Source organism: Candidatus Schekmanbacteria bacterium (assembly GCA_003695725.1).
In the GTDB taxonomy this organism is placed as follows: domain Bacteria; phylum Schekmanbacteria; class GWA2-38-11; order GWA2-38-11; family J061; genus J061.
The window spans coordinates 1-16,001 of the sequence record RFHX01000103.1 but is presented as its reverse complement, the minus strand read 5'-3'; the positions used below and the strand labels follow the sequence as shown (position 1 = coordinate 16,001).

Annotated in this window: 15 protein-coding genes; 12 read left to right on the top strand and 3 right to left on the bottom strand. The window is 37.3% G+C overall.

Features of this window, described 5'->3' with window-relative positions; genetic code table 11:
- Positions 1-107 precede the first annotated feature (107 nt).
- The 5 genes from D6734_04255 (at position 108) to D6734_04235 (ending at position 4,652) form a co-directional block, all read left to right on the top strand.
- Positions 108-1,655, top strand: a complete 1,548-nt coding sequence (locus tag D6734_04255) for a hypothetical protein (GenBank protein ID RMF96173.1) — start codon at positions 108-110, stop codon at positions 1,653-1,655.
- 3 nt (positions 1,656-1,658) lie between these two features.
- The gene (locus D6734_04250; GenBank protein RMF96172.1) at positions 1,659-2,216 is read left to right on the top strand and encodes a hypothetical protein; all 558 of its coding nucleotides are present in this window, start codon (positions 1,659-1,661) and stop codon (positions 2,214-2,216) included.
- Between the two features lie 3 nt (positions 2,217-2,219).
- On the top strand, positions 2,220-3,242 hold the full coding sequence (locus D6734_04245) for a rod shape-determining protein (GenBank protein ID RMF96171.1): 1,023 nt from the start codon (positions 2,220-2,222) through the stop codon (positions 3,240-3,242).
- Between the two features lie 85 nt (positions 3,243-3,327).
- Entirely contained in the window at positions 3,328-4,143 is an 816-nt protein-coding gene (gene mreC, locus D6734_04240; GenBank protein RMF96170.1) for a rod shape-determining protein MreC, read from the top strand.
- Positions 4,140-4,652 carry a hypothetical protein gene (locus tag D6734_04235; GenBank protein ID RMF96169.1) on the top strand — a complete coding sequence of 171 codons (513 nt, stop codon included), beginning with the start codon at positions 4,140-4,142 and terminating at the stop codon, positions 4,650-4,652. The genes mreC and D6734_04235 overlap by 4 nt, the downstream gene beginning before the upstream one ends.
- Before the next feature lie 5 nt (positions 4,653-4,657).
- Here D6734_04235 and D6734_04230 read toward each other — a convergent pair whose 3' ends face one another.
- The 3 genes from D6734_04230 to D6734_04220 all read right to left on the bottom strand — a co-directional run bounded on the left by D6734_04230 (position 4,658) and on the right by D6734_04220 (position 7,548).
- Complete coding sequence (locus D6734_04230) at positions 4,658-5,752, bottom strand: beta-N-acetylhexosaminidase (GenBank protein ID RMF96168.1); 1,095 nt, start codon at positions 5,750-5,752, stop codon at positions 4,658-4,660.
- Positions 5,753-5,816: 64 nt separating this feature from the next.
- Positions 5,817-6,653, bottom strand: coding sequence for an ABC transporter permease (locus tag D6734_04225; GenBank protein ID RMF96174.1), 837 nt, complete (start codon positions 6,651-6,653; stop codon positions 5,817-5,819).
- Positions 6,646-7,548: an ABC transporter permease gene (locus tag D6734_04220; protein ID RMF96167.1), complete on the bottom strand. Its 903-nt coding sequence runs from the start codon at positions 7,546-7,548 to the stop codon at positions 6,646-6,648. Before D6734_04220 ends, D6734_04225 begins: the two co-directional genes overlap by 8 nt.
- 312 nt (positions 7,549-7,860) lie before the next feature.
- On the opposite strand from D6734_04220, the gene D6734_04215 reads away from it, so the two are divergent.
- The 7 genes from D6734_04215 to D6734_04185 form a co-directional block, all read left to right on the top strand.
- On the top strand, positions 7,861-8,655 hold the full coding sequence (locus tag D6734_04215) for an ABC transporter permease (protein ID RMF96166.1): 795 nt from the start codon (positions 7,861-7,863) through the stop codon (positions 8,653-8,655).
- 18 nt (positions 8,656-8,673) lie between these two features.
- Positions 8,674-10,071 (top strand): ABC transporter ATP-binding protein, encoded by a 1,398-nt coding sequence (locus tag D6734_04210; GenBank protein ID RMF96165.1) that lies wholly within the window; start codon positions 8,674-8,676, stop codon positions 10,069-10,071.
- Complete coding sequence (locus tag D6734_04205) at positions 10,064-11,206, top strand: glycosyltransferase (GenBank protein RMF96164.1); 1,143 nt, start codon at positions 10,064-10,066, stop codon at positions 11,204-11,206. The genes D6734_04210 and D6734_04205 overlap by 8 nt, the downstream gene beginning before the upstream one ends.
- A complete protein-coding gene (locus D6734_04200) occupies positions 11,203-12,375 on the top strand; it encodes a glycosyltransferase (GenBank protein ID RMF96163.1) in 1,173 nt (390 codons plus the stop codon). Before D6734_04205 ends, D6734_04200 begins: the two co-directional genes overlap by 4 nt.
- Positions 12,372-14,081, top strand: coding sequence for a radical SAM protein (locus tag D6734_04195; protein ID RMF96162.1), 1,710 nt, complete (start codon positions 12,372-12,374; stop codon positions 14,079-14,081). Before D6734_04200 ends, D6734_04195 begins: the two co-directional genes overlap by 4 nt.
- A gap of 58 nt (positions 14,082-14,139) precedes the next feature.
- Entirely contained in the window at positions 14,140-15,414 is a 1,275-nt protein-coding gene (locus D6734_04190; protein ID RMF96161.1) for a glycosyltransferase family 1 protein, read from the top strand.
- A partial coding sequence (locus D6734_04185) for a hypothetical protein (protein RMF96160.1) occupies positions 15,415-16,001 on the top strand: 587 nt, incomplete at its 3' end. It abuts the gene before it with no gap.

Here is a 16,001-nt window from a genome sequence, read left to right as displayed (position 1 = left end):
GTATTAAAAAATAGAGTGATAATGCACTGATTTAGTATTATTCTTATTGAATAAGTATGCCTTTAATGATAAAAATTATAAGTTAAACTAAGATAAGGTTGCTTTGAATGGCAAGAAGAGTTTTAGGCATTGATATAGACGATTATTCGGTGAAATTTGTGCAGGTTGAAAAGCCTGTCAAAGGAAATGCAAAAATTAGAGCCATTGAAAAAGTAATTGCCCTTTCTGATAATGGAAATAAACCGCCTCTTTCATCGATTATCAAGGAAGCACTTGAAGAATTTCAGCTTTATTCAGATGATTATGTTTTTTCATTGAATACAGATAAGACGCTTATCAGAGAAATATCACTTCCATTTAAAGAAAGATCAAGGATAGAAAAGATTTTAAAGTTTGATATTGAGCAAAGCATACCTTTTTCTCCTGAAGAGGTTATAGTTGATTTTGATATAAAAGAAATTGCACCCCAAAATAATAAAGTTATTGCCTATGTAGTGAAGAAAAAAGATATTAAAGATTCTCTTGAATTGTTTGAATCTATTGGAATACAGCCCAAGATTATAACCTTTTCTCCTTATTGCCTCTCTTTGCCGTCAAAGGATAGGGAGGCATCGAAAGGTCAGGCATATGCAATAGTAGATATAGGAAACAGCTTTGCTTCATTGTCGATTCATAGTAATCAAATTCCCTGCTTTTCGAGAAGGTTTAGCTCTGACTTTCTTGCCCTTGTCGGAAAAGTTGCAAAGAAGAATAATTCTGATTTGAATGAAGCTGAAAAGAGTTTATTTTCATCGACAAATAGAGATGAATATTCAGAATTGGTAGCTGATTATGCCAAGAATATATCAAAAGAGATCCTTATTGCATTTGCTGTCTATGAAGCAAAGCATCCAAATGAAAGAATTGAAAAGCTTTTTGTTACAGGCAAAGGAGCTTTTATTCCCGAAATCTGTGAAAGATTAAAGGATGCAACTGCTATTTCTACGGAAATCTTGGAATTTCCTGTATCATTTGAATATGTAAAAACTGATGACGACCCTAAGAAACCTATTTACAGCAAAGCACTTACCACAGCTCTTGCTGAATTAGGATTCAATAGAAGAAAGATTAATTTCAGAAAAGAAGAGTATTCTTATGAATGGATTGACGCAAAATTCAAGAGGCGAATTAGAAATGTTTCAATATTCTTAGCCTTAATATTTCTTCTTTATTGTGTAAATTCCGTATTCTCTCTCTACCAGCTGAGAAAGGTCAATGATGAAATCGATAAATCAATTGAGAGTATCTACAGGTCGATGTCGCCTTCAGGAAAAATTGTTGATCCTGTCGTGCAGGCAAGACAAAGCGTCGAGGAGTTGAAGGATAAAGCAGAAAACTTTGAAGAATTATTGGGGATAAATATTTCGCCTTTAGAGGTATTGGATGCTTTGAGCAAAAATATGGAGAAAGGATGGACTATTTCGCTTGATAAATTGTCATTTCAGAGAAGAAAGGTTGATATCAATGGCGAAGTAAAGAATGTTGACGAAATTGACAAATTTAAAAATAAGCTGATGGGTGTTGATATATTTGAAAATGTAGAAATTAAAAAGATCGAAAAAAATAAAAGGAGCGAACTGTCAAACTTTAAAATGGAAGTAAAACTGAAGAAATAAAAGGTGGCTTTTGTGGAACTTTCAAAAAAACTCAAACTCGATGAACTTTCTGAAAGAGACAGAATTATTGCCTCGATAGGAGGTGTAGTACTTGTAGTTGCTATTGTTTATTTTGTCTTGTCATTTTTCATCTTTTCACCTTTAACAAAAGAGAAAGTCAGATATGAGAAGAATCTTTCTGTCTTAAAAGAGCTTAAGCAGATTGAGAGCGAATTCAATGGGATAAATGAAAAATACGGCAGATTCATATCTTCTCTTCCCCCGCGCGGCACTGATATTTCATCAATGATTCTCAGGATTTCAAGGTCAGCCAACATAGAGGCAAATGTTGGAGATATGAAACCACTTTCAAGAAGAGTAGGGGATTTTAAGGAACTTTCTTTAAAATTTACTGTAGATGGTATAAATACAGAAGAACTTGTAAATTTTCTATCTAAGATTGAAAATTACAGAAACTTTATTTATATTGACGAGCTTGAAATTCAGCCGAAATCTTCTAAGGATATGAGATTTCTAAAAGCAGTGATTAAAGTAAAAACCTATATTCAGGAGAAAAGCTAAATAATGGTACTAAATTCCCTAATCGGAAAAATGTCGAATGACCTTGCAATAGACCTTGGCACTGCGAACACTCTCGTTTATGTAAAGGGGAAAGGCATAGTCTTGAGTGAGCCATCAGTTGTTGCGGTAAATAAAGATACAAATCAAGTGCTTGCCGTAGGAAAGGAAGCCAAAGAAATGCTTGGGCGAACTCCGGGCAACATTGTAGCTGAAAGACCTATGAGAGATGGAGTTATAGCAAATTTTGACCTTACTGAAGCGATGCTTAAATATTTCATCAGAAGAATTCATAATAGAAGTACTCTTGTTAGGCCCAGAGTCGTAATAGGGGTCCCCTCAGGAATAACTCAGGTCGAGAAACGAGCGGTAAAGGATTCTGCCCTTCAGGCAGGGGCAAGGGAAGTTTATCTGATTGAAGAACCTATGGCTGCGGCGATAGGAGCAGGACTCCCTATAGAAGAGCCATACGGGAATATGATAATCGATGTAGGAGGAGGAACAACGGAGGTCGCTGTCATATCTCTTTCAGGAATAGTTTACAGCCGCTCAGTGCGTGTAGGCGGCGATGAAATGGATGATGCAATCGTTTCATTTATAAAGAGAAAATATAATCTGCTTATTGGTGAGAGGACTGCTGAATCCATTAAGATAAAAATTGGATCAGCTTACGAGATGGATGAAAAACAGGAGATGGAAGTGAAGGGGAGAGACCTTATTGCAGGCACTCCAAAGCTGATTACAATTACAGACGAAGAAATACGCAATTCTCTTTCGGAACCGATTTATGCAATTGTCGATACTGCAAGGGTCGCCTTAGAAAGGACTCCGCCTGAGTTGTCGGCGGATATTGTTGATCGCGGGATTACTCTTGCAGGTGGAGGAGCGCTGTTGAGAGGTCTGGATATTCTTCTTCATGAAGAAACAGGCCTGCCAATACATCTTGCTCCGGATCCGTTGTCTGCAGTAGTTTTAGGAACAGGAAAGGTGCTCGATTCTTTAGACCTGTTGAAGAAAGTAGCTATTTAGAAATTTTTTTGTCAGAGACAAGAATTCTTGTAATTTGATAAACCGCCTTCTTTGCTGAATTTTTCATTATCTGCACAAAGATTTTATGATTAATTTTTTTCTAAAATACAAAAAATTGGTCCTTCTTATACTTCTTTGTCTTTTCATCATTGTTTCAAATCAATATGGTTTGATTCCTTTTTCTTCCTTTGCAGTCAAAACAGAATGGTTTGTTGGAAGCATTTTCAAATGGGTTTCCTTTGTTGCAACAGATATCTATAATCTTCCAAATAGATATGATGAATCTGTGAGAAGGGGAATAGAAGAGAATCAGCAAAGAATGCACAATGCATACTATCGAAATATATTGGATGAAAATCAAAGGTTGCGCAAACTTCTCAATATGCCGGCAAGAAAAAAATTTAAAGCCATAGGCGCTGAAGTATTAATGTCGGGAATTACATCCAATAGCCGCTCAATTTTCATTGGCTGCGGTACGGATGATGGCGTAAAGAGGGGTGATGCAGTAGTCTTTGAGGATTTGATTGTTGGAAAAATAGTTAAAGCTGGGTCGAATGTTTCATTGGTTTATTTGATAACTCATCCAGACATAGGTGTTGATGTGCTTATTGGAGAGAAAAAGGTGAGAGGAGTTTTTAGGGGAGGAGTTAAGAGCACAGTTGAATATGTTGATGTTGAGAAAAAGGTTTCGAAGGGAGATTTAATCTACTCCTCGGGCAGAGGAGGGGTTTATCCGCCGGGATTCAAGGTTGGAGTTATTGAAAAGGTATCAAGTGAGAAGAAGAGTGTTTTTCATGACATTGAAGCTTCGCCTCTTTTGGATGTAAGTAAAATCGACTATGTCTTTGTGATTCCTTCTATATCTCTACCTTTCATTGATGAAGCAAGCGAAGAACGATGAATTATTTAAAACTACTATTGCTGCTTTTTTTTACATACATAGTTCAAAGTCTCGGCTGGAATAATCTCTATGGAAGTGAGGTTATTCCGGATTTTCTGCTTCTTGTGCTGATTTTAATTCAACAATGGCTAAATTGGAAAGAAGGTCTTTTCTTTGGATTGACTGCAGGTATTACAGCTGATGTCTTTTCTTCCGGCAATGTAGGTATTTTTTCAATATCTTATCTTTTGGCAGCATTTATAATTCAAAGCATAAAGGAGTATATTGAGATTGAAAGTATAGTTTTCCAATCTCTTTATTTAACCATTTTCACATTTTCCACACTTTGGACAAACTTTATATATTTGGGGTATTTAAGAAAATTTGAAAGCGATACGATTTTATTTTTTTTGGAATCTTTTGGATTGCAACTTCTTTTGAACTTCTTCTTTTTCATCATTGTAAAGCTATTCTTGACATTTATAATGGAAAGGGCTCTTTTTGAGAGTAGGAGAAGAAGGACTCTTTGAATTCTTCAGCTTTCAAGTAATGTAGCAATCCTTTGGCGAATCGAATCAAATTCGGGCATATTCAATATTTCTTCTATATCTGCATCAGGAAACTGAGGTTTCGGAAACTTCGCTTCTTTCTCTTTTATCTTTTCAATTCTTTTAAGGGAGGCATCAATACGGGATTCTTCGAGTTCGCCGTTTTTTACTGCTTTTTCAAGCGATTCTATAGCTTCAAGCTGTTTTTCAAAGCTGTGACAAATTAAAAGCATATCAACTCCTGCCTTCACTGAAAATACTACCGAATCATAAATGGAATAATTGTCGGAGATAGCTTTCATTTCAAGGTCGTCAGAAATGATAATGCCTCGGAATGAAAGTTGTTTGCGTAATAATCCTGAAAGTATTTTATTGGAAAATGTTGCCGGAATGAGATTGTCATCGATTTCTTTGTTGACTATATGAGCAGGCATTATTGCATCGACTCCTGCTTCTATTGCCCTTTCAAAAGGAATTATTTCCCTTTTAAGAAGTTCCTCCAATGGACGGGATATTACAGGCAATTCCATATGAGAATCTTCGGTAGTATCGCCATGACCGGGAAAATGTTTCCCTACTGCCAAAATTCCTGCTGAATGAAGTCCTTTAACCGATTCTTCGCCGAGCATTGATACGAGCATTGGATCGCTGCCAAATGCTCTGTCGCCAATTACTCTATTTTTGGGATTTGTATGCAAATCGAGGACGGGGTAAAAATCAAGATTGAATCCGACGGCATAAAGCTCAAGGCCAATAAGGCGGGATTTCAGATATGCAAGTTCCTTTGATTTATGTTTTCCTATTTCGGCATTTGACGGAAGGATTGAAAATGGCGATTCCAAGCGTGAAACTCTCCCGCCTTCTTGGTCAACTGCGATGAAGGGAATTTTTCCCCATTTTTCATAAGAAAATTTTTTTATCTTTTCTATTAGTTCTTTAAGCTCTTTTGGAGCCCTGATATTTCTTTTGAAAAATATAACTCCACCAACAGGATACTTTGCAATCAGTCTTTGGATGCCGCTGAAATCCCCTCCCTTAAAGCCGGCAAAGATCAATGAGCTTATCTTTTCTTTTAAAGTCATTTCATCTTTTTCTTTTTATAATTACCTGTTTTTTAAATATAACCATTGTATGTCTTGGTGAAAATCATTTGCTGTTGCTTCGAGGGTCGAGGATGTCTCTCATACCATCGCCGAGAAAGTTGAATCCCATTACAACGACCATTATTGCCAATCCGGGGAATGCCGTGAGATGAGGTGCTACGGAAAGATATCTTTGGCCATCGTTGAGCATACTTCCCCAGCTTGGGGTTGGAGCCTGCACTCCAAGTCCCAAAAAACTCAAAGAGGCTTCGGCTACGATTGCGCCTGCTATCCCAAGTGTTGCTTGGACGAGCAGAGGAGAGAGAAGATTGGGGATTATGTAGAAGAGGATTGTTCTAATGGCAGGCGCTCCCAGAGCTTTTGCGGCAAGAACATATTCATTTTCACGGATTGAGAGAGTTTGTCCCCTAACAAGCCGCGCATAGCCAACCCATCCAACAATACAAAGCGCAAAGATGACATTGTCAATACCCGGTCCTACAATGGCGATTATGGCTATGGCAAGAAGTATTCCCGGAAAAGCAAGCAGTATATCGATGATTCTCATTATGATTTCATCAACCTTGCCTCCAATGAATCCGGCAAAAGTTCCTATTAAGAGTCCAACAATCGATGAGATAGTGACAGTTATTACTCCAACCTTCAACGATACTCTTGAACCATAGATGATTCGGCTCAGTATGTCTCTTCCAAGTTCGTCGAGCCCAAGGGGGTGGGATGCGCTCGGAGTCGATAAACGCTGCTCTAAGTTTTGAGCGTAAATATTATAGGGTGTGAGAAAGGGAGCAAAAAGAGCTGTTAGAAAGAAAATGGATACGATTATAAATCCGATTAAAGCAAGGCGATTTCTTAATATGGCTTTTAATGTATTGTTAATCATATCTGATTCGCGGATCAAAAAATCCATAAAGTATGTCCGTTAAAAGATTTACAAAGACATAAGAAGTGGCAATTATCAAAATACATCCCTGTACAAGGGGATAGTCCCTTCTGCTTATGGCTTCAATTGTCAGAAGCCCAATTCCGGGCCAAGAGAAGACAGTTTCCACTATGATGGCTCCGGAAAGAAGCGCTCCAAATTGAAGGCCTAAAATTGTGATTACTGGAAGGAGAGCATTTTTAAGTGCATGCTTTGAAATTACGATTAGATTTGTAAGTCCCTTTGAGCGGGCTGTAATAATGTAATTTTCCTCGATTACATCGATCAGTGTTGACCTTATCATTCGAGTCAAAAGAGCGGCCATTCCTGTGCCTAATGTTATTGCAGGAAGTATGATTCCTGTAATGGAGAAAATCTTTAAATTTATATAGAAGATAATAATAAGCATTGGACCAAGCCAAAAATTTGGTATAGAGATTCCAAGAAGAGAAAGGACGCGGGAAATTTCGTCAATTGCTGTATTCTTTTTCCATGCAGAGACAATTCCAAGGGGAAGAGAGATAAGGAGTGCTACGGCAATTGAACAGAGTGAAAGAAGAAGTGTGGCAGGGAATCTTTCTGCTAAAAGCTCTGATACAGGCCTTTTTGTTATGATTGAGTTTCCAAGATTTCCCTGCAAAAGATTCAAGATAAAATCTTTGAACTGAATATATAGGGGTTTGTTGAGCCCCAATAATTGACGCAACTCTTCAATATCTGCTTTTGAGGCGTTGTCTCCCAACATCATTTGCACCGGGTCGCCCGGCACTAGATGGATAACAAGAAACACAATGATTGTTACCCCTGCAACAACAGGTATTGCAAGAAGAATCCTTCTTAAAAGATATTTAGCCATTATTGATGAAGTATCCTGTAAATCTAATATTTTTGAGCTTTGTTAATAATAACAAATCATAGCATTCTTTATTTTATCAGCCAAAAATAAATTTTAAAATTCATTAAAGAGTGTTTGTGTGTTGATAGAATTTGAATGCATAAAGGTTTCTGAAAAAAAGAGGAATCATTAACAGAAAAATATTTCAAAATCAGTATGTTAACCCTCTACAATCCTTTACTTGTCAAGCAAGGTCGTGATATATTTTAACTGCATTTTTTATTTTAGCTTCATATTTTTCGATAAGTCACTGCTGATATAGAGAAGGAAAAAATGAACGAATATGCAATAGAAAGAAACAGCTCAAAATCGATTCACTATTTTGAGCTTCTCATTGCCCTTGCAAAAAAGGATTTAAAGGTGCGTTACAAAAGCGCATCCCTTGGATTTATGTGGGCAATTCTCAATCCTCTTCTGATGATGGTTGTGCTCAGCATTATATTTTCTCTTGTATTCAAAGTTAAAACAGAAGCGCCATATTCGGTATTTGTCTTATGCGGACTAATCCCATGGACTTTTTTTAACTTTTCTCTTTCTTGCGCAACTAATTCAATAGTCGATAATTCAAATCTCATCAAAAAGGTATATTTCCCTCGAGAAATTATTCCTATTTCTGTTATACTTGCAAATCTTTTCAATTTTTGCCTTTCACTAATCATCCTCTTCATCTTTCTTCTGATTTTCAAGATAGAGATAACGATTTATTATTTCCTGGCGCCTATTGCTATTATTATTCAATTTTTCTTTGTCTGCGGGATGTGCCTTCTCACATCGGGGCTCAATGTTTATTTCAGAGATGTGAGATATATAGTCGAGGCAGGACTCCTTTTTCTATTTTATCTCACACCTGTTTTTTATCCCGTCCAGATGGTGCCTGAAAGATTCAGGGATATTTTTATGCTGAATCCAATGGCTGGAATCATAGTTTTTTATAGAGAGATTTTTTTGAATGCCCATTTGCCATCTTTGTATTTAGTGACTACTACAACTATTTCATCTCTTTTGATGTTTATTGTTGGATTTTATGTATTTAAAAAGTGTGAGCCAGCATTTGCTGACCTCATTTGATTGAATTTGAGAGACAAGATGAAGGTTATAGAATTGAAGGGTGTAGGTAAGAAATACAAAATATATCATGAGCGCCCTATGCTCGTAAAAAGTCTATTTACAGGTGTTGCAAGAAGAAAGAAGATGGAGGAATTTTGGGCGCTAAAGAATGTCAATATAGAGATTAATAAGGGTGAAGCGGCAGGAATAATTGGAGACAATGGTGCAGGCAAAAGCACCATATTGAAAATATTGAGTGGTGTAACAGCGCCTACTACAGGAAGGGTGAGCGTATCGGGAAGAATTGCAGGCTTACTTGAATTGGGAGCAGGATTTCACCATGACCTGACAGGCAGAGAAAATGTTTTTTTGAATGGAAGCATTTTGGGGCTATCAAAGAGGGAAATAGAGGAAAAATTTGATTCAATTGTCGATTTTGCGGGCATCAAAGATTTTATCGATACCCCGCTTCGAAACTACTCGTCTGGAATGTTTGTGCGACTTGGATTTGCTGTGGCAGTTCATGTGAATCCTGAAATATTGCTTGTTGACGAAGTTCTTGCAGTGGGTGACCAGTCATTTCAGGCGAAATGTCTGAAAACTATCGAAAACTTTCTCAAAGAAGGCAATACCCTTGTTTTCGTGTCTCATGACCTCAACATAATCAGGCATATTTGCTCGCGCGTCATTTTGATGGAGAAGGGAGAAGTTGTTTTGGATGGTGAGCCGTCGAAGGTTATTTCACGCTATTGGCTGTCAATAGGTGACAAAAAAGGAATAGGCAAGATCGAGACGGAGAAGCTAAAGATAATTTTGAACAATGGAAGACTGATTTTATTGTGGAATGATATTGAATTGACGAAGGGGTTGTCAGGATATACTTCTATGCGTTCCTTTGTGAAGTGGTATGACTCCACTGTGGCAGAATGGAGAATCACAGAAAATACAGAAACACAAATAAAAGCAAGCGGTGAATGGATGGGGCTTCCTTTAATACAGCATTGGACGGTGAGCTTCAATGAAGGATGGATTGAGTGGGATATCGAAATGGAAGTGAAGGCGCCTGTGGATATTCTTAAACAGCAGGCAAATATTATGCTTTCAGAAGATTATGACAGATGGATTGCAGAAGGCGGATATAGTGGCATATTCCCAAAGTTTAGAGAAGAAACCGATGATGATTGGGACCGTTTATGGACAGCTGAAAGTTCATCTGTTTGGATAGGCGCTGAAGGGAAAGACAACGGAGAAACCTTTCTTCCCACTGTAAAATTTTGCGCAGATTCCTTAACAGGCAAGGAAAGGATTAATATTGTAAATTCAAACACCTTTTATCGAGGCCGTGTTCTTCAACAGTTGAGAGAGAATGATGAAGCCACTAAAAGGTATGAGCCCGGCAGGTATCATTATTTTAGCGGGAAGATAAGGATTGAATAAAGATTTAAAGACCGTCTTTATAGGCATCAATGGATATGATTATCCTTATGTGAGGGTGCGCTGTTACAATTTTGCAAAGGAAGTTAAAAAATACGGAATTGATTCGAGAGTCTTATCTTTCAGAGATGATTTTGCGCCTAATCTTTCAGGAATCGAAATGCTGACTTTGAGAGACAGGCGTAAGTTGTATTTAAACCTTCGAGCTCTTTTAGACATTTTAATAAAAAAGGATGACTTGCTTTATATTCAAAAGGTGCATTACCACTCTGCTGCACCTTATTTTTTATCACGTATGACGGGGCGTAAATTTATTCTCGATTATGATGATTGGGACTTGGACAGGTCGCCGCTCTTCAATCGTTCCTTCCTTAACAAATTTTTTTTTGGTGCAGACGGCACTGAAGCGGTAACCGGCAAGATTGCTCGTGATGCTTGCGCCTGCATAGCATCGAGCTCCTATCTTTGTGATTTCCTTTCACAATATAATAAGAAGGTTTTTTATATCCCAACAGGAGTGGATACTGAGAAATTTAAAAGGGAGAAGGATAATAGGTCGAAGGATAGAATAAATTTGATTTGGACAGGTAATATTTGGGGAAATGTTATTTATGACAATGTAATGTTTCTTCTGAAATGTTTTTCAAAAATCAATCCATCAGGCAAAAGGGTTTCTTTAACGATTGTGGCATCAGGTGATTATTATGAGAAGGTAAAAAATGATTCAGCTTACCTCGATTATCCGGGTGAAGTGAATTTTTTGAATTGGGTTAGCCCTGATGAAATGAATAAGATTCTTGAAGGGACAGATATCGGTCTTTTGCCCCTTGTTACAGATGAGGAAAACAAGACTTGGATGATGAGTAAAAGCCCTACAAAGCTTTTTGAGTATATGGCTATGGAAATACCTTCTGTTGCTACGCGTTTTGGTGAAGCGCCTAAGATTGTCAAAGAAGGTGTTACAGGTTTTTTGGCAGAGAATGAGGAAGAGTTTGTAGAAAAGCTCAATCTTCTCATCAGTGATGATAATCTTCGTGAAAAGGCAGGTATCAATGCAAGGCGTGATGCGGAGGATAATTATTCGCTCAATGTCTTGGGCAAGCGTTTAGCTCAAATACTGAAAGAGATTTTGAAATGAAAATAATTTTTATAGGATATAGCGGATACAATATGCCTCATGCAAGAGTTCGCTGTTATAATTTTGCATCGGTTTTGAAGGAAAAAGGGATCGATACGGATGTCTTGTCTTATAAAGACCATCTTCTTCCTTCCCGTTATGATGAAGAAATGATGTACGGCATTACAGATAAGAGAAAAATTCAACTGAGCATAAAAGCATTGTTGAGACTTTTGCCTGAAAAGGGAAATATTTTCTACATCCAAAAAATTCTCTTTCATTCTGCAATTCCTTTCATCCTGTCTAAAATGGGAAGAAACAGGTATATCCTTGACTGCGACGATTGGGATGGCGCTCATGGGGTTCTTTTTAAAAGTGAGGCGCTAAATAGGTTATTCTTTGGAATGGAAGGAAGGACAGATAGATACGGTAATATTAACGAAGCTGACTATGAAAAAATTCTGCTTCATTATGCAAAATCGGCTATTTGCTGTATAGCTGCAAGCCATACTCTTAAAGATATCTTATCATCAGTAAATAAAAGGACTTATTATCTTCCAACTGGTGTTGATATTAAAAAATTTAATAATAATACCCCTGTTGAAAAAGACGATGAAACAATAACTTTTTGTTGGACAGGCCTTGTTTGGGGAGATGTCATATTTGACAATCTTCTTTTTCTACTGCATTGTTTTTCAGTGTTGAAGAGAAAATATAAGAATATTCATCTCAAAATTCTTGGCGGTGGACAGTATATGCACAGAATAAAGGAAGTAGTATCTTTAATTTTTAATTATGAGGGGATTGAAATTATCGATACTATTCCACCTGACGAAGTGCCAAATTTTTTGAAGAAAGTGGATATAGGTGTTGTGCCATTGGTGCAAAAAGATGACAGATGGATTAATTCAAAAAGTCCCACAAAGCTCTTTGAATTTATGGCTTGTGGGATGCCTGTGGTAGCAAGCAGGGCAGGTGAAAATAAATATGTAATTGAAGACGGCAAAAATGGATTTCTCGCAGAAAATAGAGAAGAATTCATAAGGAAAATGGAGCTTCTCATCATAGATAGGGATTTAAGAAAAGAGATGAGTGAAAACGCTTTAAAGACGATAAAAGAAAAGTATTCATTGAATATTCTTGGGGATAAACTATACGATATAATAATGGATATTCAGAAAGAGCTATGAAAATACTATTTATACAGCCACCGTTACCGTGCAATGAAAGGCATAAACGTATTTTGCCTCTTGGTATAGGATATCTTTGTTCATACTTAAGGCAAAGGCTTCCGGAGGTTGAGTTGAAGGTGCTCGATGCCCATGCCCTCAATATGAATTATTCACAGGTTGTTTCAGAAGTTAATTGTGAGAAGTGGGATATGATTGCTTTTTCATTTTGGACGGCACAAGCTCCATTTGTCTATAACATAATGCCCTCACTTAGAAAAAAGCAGGAAAAAGCCCTATTTGTCTTTGGAGGCGTCCATACTTCTCTTTGCCCTGAAGAGGCATCTGAGCATTGTGATATTTGTATCCTCCATGAGGGAGAGGAAACTTTCTTTGAACTTGTCTCGAGGATTGTTGAAGGGAAGAATTATAAGGATATTCAAGGCACTGCATATAGAGAGGATGGTGAATTTATTAAAAATCCAATAAGGCCCTTGATTCGGAATCTCGATTCAATTCCTTTCCCTGCATGGGACCTTTTGCCAATGGAGTGCTATACGACACCTCTGCATGTAGTTGGGGGGAAACGCCTTCCTGTTGTAGGGTCAAGGGGATGTCCTTACAATTGCACATATTGTGTATCACCGTTGATGTGGATGAGAAAAGTCAGATGGAGAAGTGCTGAAAATGTAATTGAAGAAATGAAAAAATCAATCAATGAGTTAGGAATATGCCAATTCCATTTTTGGGACGACAATTTTCTTTTGAATAGGAAGTATGTCATAGAGCTTTGTGAAGGAATATTGAAAGAGAATATGAAGGTTAAATGGACAGGACTCACTCGCGCCTCGCATATACAGAAGAATAAGGATATCATTGAGCTTTTGGCAAAATCAGGTTGCATAGGGTTGGAAGTTGGAATTGAAAGCGCTAATCCAGAAACTTTTTCTCAGATACAGAAGGAAGAAAGTCTTGTAACGATTGAAGAAATTGCAAAATTGCAGAAGAAATACGGTATGTATCCTCTCTTTACTTATATGGCTTTCAATCCGGGAGAGACAATAAACGGCTACTATATGCAGTCCCGTTTCATAGACACGCTCCTTTCAAATTTGCCATGGCTTGAGCACTTTCATCCGCTTCCTTACCCAATATATATAGGACAGTTTTCCACAGCATATCCACGCACACAGCTTATGGAAGATGCTCCAAATTTAGGTATGGTGCTGGTTGAAAAGTGGGACGACTGCTTCCATCATAATATAAATTTCATCCCTAATTCTCTTCTCAATGATGTTCCTATTAAAACAAGGAATCATTTGAAACCAAACGATTATCTTGCGGCTGTCAATGCTGCATGGGCTGGTATCTGGACCTTCGCATCGTACTCTCTTCCCCGTTTTGAGAGGGCAATGGAGCAATGGGAATATGTAAAATATCTCTCATCCTTCTTCATAAGATGTGACGGCAACAACACTTTAAAGAAGATTGCCGAAGAAGTTGCCGATTTTCTTAATATGGAAAGAAAGAAGAGTTATCAATATGCTGCCTTCTCAGCGCTCGTATTGGCTCAACTTGGTTTGATTCGCTCGGCTTTGTATGAACCAGAACTCAAAATGGAGATAAAAGAGATAAAGGTTCCAGCAGGAAAGGGGATAAAAAAGAAGATAAAAAAGATTCTCTTTTTAATAGTTATGAATATTTATTGTTTCCTCAAAAAAAGATGAGAAGGCTTTTTCATCTACATATCTCTTTTCCCAACGGATTAATCTTGACTCCAATTTGATGAAAAAAATAGCTTTCATAGACCTAATGTTTCGCTGGCCTCCTTCAGGAGGTGCAACAACTGACTTAAAAGAAGTTATATCTTCCCTTTCAGAAAGAGGATATCCTGTTAAGCTTTTTATAGCACACTTTGAAGATTATCTGCCTCGCGGAAGAATCGATGTTTCTTTGCCCTTTGATGTGGAAAGAATTTCTTTCAATAAATATTCCTTTAATCGAAAGACTTTACCCTCTAAATTTGCAAGAGCAGTTGAAAAATACAAACCAGACATTGTCTTTATAGGTGACGGATATAATATGAAACCCTTTCTGTTAGAGGGATTGAGAGGGTATAAAACAATTCTCAGATTTTATGCTTATGAAGTTTTGTGCTATACATATAATCTTATAAACAATAAAGAGGAGAACTGCGACAACAACATATTCATTGATATTGAAAAATGCAAAAGGTGCAAATTTCCTTCTTTCCCTGCCATTAAAGGATTTCTCGATGTCTATTTGGGACTCGATAAAAGAGGTGATCTGTTTCGTCTCTTGAATATTCAGGAAATACTGGCAAGTGGAGCTTTTTCTTCTGCCTATCCAAAAAAGGCAAGCAGACTTATTTCCAATGCTTCACAGATAATTGTCTATAATGAAATGACGAAATCTCTGCTTGCAGGCATAAATAGGAATATAAATGTTTTCCCTTCAGGTGTGGATACGAAGAGATTCAAACCATTGGAGAGGCAAAAATCGAAAAAGAAAGTAATATTGATGCCCGGAAGGATTTCCTTCAAACCCAAGGGTTTTCATATAATGGAAGAAGTTTGCAGAATGCTCTTGAAAGAACGAGAGGATTTTCTCTTTCTTTGCACAGCAGATGAAGATATGGTGATAAAAAAATATGAATCTCCTTTGGATAACCATATTGTTTTTTTGAATTGGGTTGATCAGTCGAAACTTCATATAGTTTATAATTTTGCAGATATCTGCGTTGTGCCTTCAACATGGTATGAACCATTTGGTATTACCGCAGTTGAGGCAATGGCTTGCGGCAAACCAGTCGTTGCTTCGAGGGCTGGCGGGCTTGCAGGGATTGTAAAAAATGAGGAGACAGGATTTCTTGTTGAGCCATCGAATATAGATGGATTCTATAAAGCAGTAAAGACGCTTTTAGATGATGATGATATGAGAATTCAAATGGGAAAATATGGAAGAAGACGTGCTGAAGAAAGCTATGATTGGTCGGTCATTATAGATAATATGTATATTCCGTTGATTGATGGTATGTAAATGAGACATCAAAGAATCGCATTTGTAGATTTACTATTTCATTGGCCTGCTACAGGAGGATCATGGACTGACCTCTTCAATGTGGCGCTGGGGCTTAAAAGAAGAGGTTTTATCGTAAAACTTTTTGTGCCTGAATTTACCGATTACTTTCCCAGAGGAAGTATTGAAGAAGATTTGCCTCTTGATATCGAGAGAATTCCTTTCAACAAATATACATTTAATTTTTATCATCTTCCCCGTGCTTTCAAGCAAAGAATTGAAAACTTTTCACCTGATATTGTTTTTTTGGGTGATGGATATTTTCTTAAACCTTATCTTTTGAATGCCCTTTCTGAGTGGAAAGTTTATCTGCGCTTTTACTCATATGAGCTTCTTTGCATTAACAATAAGTTTTTTTATGCTGACAGAGAAATCTGCACTAACACTTTTCTTGACGATTCTGATAGGTGCGTAAAATGTAGATTCGGGAATACAAATCTTTTTAAACAATTCATAAAAATCATCTTGAATTATAAGGTGAATGAATATCCTTTTAGTAAAGTTATGTTTCACTTTTCACAGGAATACTTGAGCTCTATGGCTTTTAG